2 protein-coding genes and 1 pseudogene are annotated in these 2,873 nt (G+C 39.6%); 1 reads left to right on the top strand and 2 read right to left on the bottom strand.

The genetic code is table 11. The features are described from left to right. Positions 1-133 (bottom strand): annotated as a pseudogene (locus tag KDK67_RS14710) (IS1 family transposase); the annotation flags it as partial. A gap of 125 nt (positions 134-258) precedes the next feature. On the opposite strand from KDK67_RS14710, the gene KDK67_RS13840 reads away from it, so the two are divergent. Next, the gene (locus tag KDK67_RS13840; protein ID WP_250869438.1) at positions 259-1,029 is read left to right on the top strand and encodes a hypothetical protein; all 771 of its coding nucleotides are present in this window, start codon (positions 259-261) and stop codon (positions 1,027-1,029) included. A 380-nt stretch (positions 1,030-1,409) separates the two neighbouring features. On the opposite strand, the gene KDK67_RS13835 is transcribed toward KDK67_RS13840, so the two are convergent. Further along, a partial coding sequence (locus tag KDK67_RS13835) for a hypothetical protein (RefSeq protein ID WP_250869437.1) occupies positions 1,410-2,873 on the bottom strand: 1,464 nt, incomplete at its 5' end.

Here is a 2,873-nt window from a genome sequence, read left to right as displayed (position 1 = left end):
TAATACGTTTACCTTTGATCTGATAAGTTCCATTACCTACAACATTACCTTTTCCAGTAAGGCCATAGTATTCACAGTCTTCATTAGGACAAGCAACATCATTAAATTTTGGTTTTGGTCCCCGTTTTCCCATGATATATATGTATATGATTCACATTACATAATATCAACTAAATATAGATGGACTACCGGGGAGTGATTGAGTATAAAATAGAAAGTTTGAATCAAATCGATATAATTTTATACTGATACAGTATTATGCGGATGGTCGGTACAATATTTGATTTATTCGGATATAGTGATTACATGGTAAGAAAAGAACTACAGATCCCCGTTGCGATACTATTACTATTTGCTATGGTGCTCGTCTACTTATATTTAGCACCACCAAACGGATTGAATTGGACAAAGGATGTTACCCTAAATTTATTCACTGAAATAATCGGTATTTTACTTACTGTCATATTAATTAACAGTATTTTGGATTTTAATGAGAAACGTGAAAGGGATAAAATACGAAAAATCGCATATCGTAGATTAAAAAAACCATTTGAGCGCCATTTGAGGTTATTTAAAAGTATGTGCGAAGCATCAATTGATACTAAACCCAATAAATCATATGGCTGTGATTCTGGTTTGTTTGATGAGGCTTTTTATTCTCAAATGGCATTGTTTGATTTTTCAAACGAAGCACCTGTTTATCCTTCACGGTTATGGGCAACGTATATTTGCGGAGAATGTAAACGTTTTGATTCATCTCTCAATCAAGTTTTGGATCGATATTCGTTATATCTAGATTCTGATACTATCAAATTAATTGAATTGCTAATTGGCACACAGTTTATGTGGTTTATGTGTGAAATTCCTTTGATGCTTGAAGTAAGCAAAAGCTATAATATGCAAGGCAGCTCTAAATTTTTCGAAAAAGATGTCTATTGTGGATATATAAAAGAGCATATAAAACTATTATCAGAACTGATTAATTGTTATAACATTAATTTACCAGATGATATAATAAAAATTATGTAAGATATCAGTCCAGAAATGTTAATCCTCAAATTGGAAGTAGCCGTATATCAAATCAAGGCGATGGTTCAAACAACTACAAATGAAAAGTGTGAAGGGTATGATTTGAACCCACCAATCTCATCCAAGTCTTAATCTTAACCTTCTTGAATGAAATGTTAAACTTAGGAGCTGATGCTATGGGTGATCAGCCGTTTACGTTGAATGCTCATGTTAGGGTGAGGTTGGAAGGATGGGGAAAAATGATTGAAGGTTAATTTACCACTAGTAAATTTATCCGTAAATTAAAGTGTAATAATAGTAAATCGATATGTTGCGAAGGTGTAAAAAATTCAAGACATTTGAAAAATATTGGTTGAGGGATAATCCCCCTCAACTAATTCTTAACAGTAGGGCTCACCTGTACGATACATATCTATCAGTTCACTGACATCTGCAATAGATGTTGGCCCCTGTGTACGGTAGTCATCGATTGCGGTGTTTACCTCACCAATGCTGATCATACCATCTTGGTTTGCATCATATGCGTGGTAGTCACATTCACCATTAGGTACTTCTCCGTCGCAGATAAGTCCTGGTGGGATGTACAACCTGATGTCCTTATGGGTGACAGCAAGGTCATCCATCCAGAACTGATCATCGATGCTCAGGTAAAGAGCGTCAACACAGGTCCAGTCGCCACTGCAGTCATTGTCAAACATGCTGACTGTGAAGTTGAAACTTTCAGTTGGCAACTCAACGGTTGGGTCAGCAGGGCCATATCCAGCTACGTATGGCACAACAGCCAGGAGATCCAAATCAGACACTGTAATGTAGAGGTCTGCAGGCAGCATTGTACCAGCGCGGTCCAGATCATGGTCATCGACTTTGGTGTTGTTTGCATAGGTATCGTTCTTGATGCTAACATCAGTCAGCCTGACATCACCAACAGTTACATCGCTGGAGTTGTCCATATCAATGTATACATGGTCGACACCTTCGGTGAATAGACCATCATTGTCCCTGTCAACGAACTTTATCAATGCGTAGTTATGGAATACTTCAGTAACTCCATACTCAACGTCAATGTTGCAGAGGGTTACTTTGGTACCACATTCTGGCCAGTCCTCTTCCTCATCATAGAATGGGCTGTTTGGATCGTTCACAGGTACATACAACCTGAGGTCACCTACTGATACACCAAGGTTCAGCTGGAAGCTGTCGCATTCAGTATACTGCTGGATGTAGAGTTTGTCCGGGCAGGTCCAGGTTCCAGTACAGTCAGAGTCAATGTATCCGAGCACCTCATTCAGGTCGGTGTAGTCTTCTCCATCGTCAACTCCATCGCGATCAAGGAGTCCAAGGAGTACATCTCCAACATCAACATCGTTTGAGTCTACAACTGACCATGCAGGGTATACGAATGGGACAGGGTTTCCTGGCATGTAAGCTTCAACTTCAACAAGCCTGATATCGCCTGCAGACACAAAATTACTGTCATCAACGTCAACGTAGACTGCATCACCAAGAGTGTATCCAATGAGATCGTCTGTCTCAACATACCTGACACTAGTCTGGTTCAGTTGTGTAAGATCATGTCCAAGATCGAATTCATCGCATATCTTTACCTTGGTGTTTGGACCATAGTGATTGGAGACATTTGTAAGCCTGACATCACCGAAGGACACCTTGCTGTCATTGTCCATATCAACATAGACTTCTTCATCATCGTAGGTGAAGTATGCAAGCTTTGCGTCGAGGTTTGTCATTAACATGTAGGTTGCATCGTGGTCACCCTGTACGACCTTTGTACCACAGTCTGGGATACATTCATCGCCTTCAGGGATGTAGACTCTGGTGTCACCAAT

The organism is Methanococcoides seepicolus (genome assembly GCF_023684405.1).
Lineage (GTDB): Archaea > Halobacteriota > Methanosarcinia > Methanosarcinales > Methanosarcinaceae > Methanococcoides > Methanococcoides seepicolus.
Note: the sequence above shows the minus strand (reverse complement) of the source record. Positions and strands in the feature narration are given on the sequence as shown.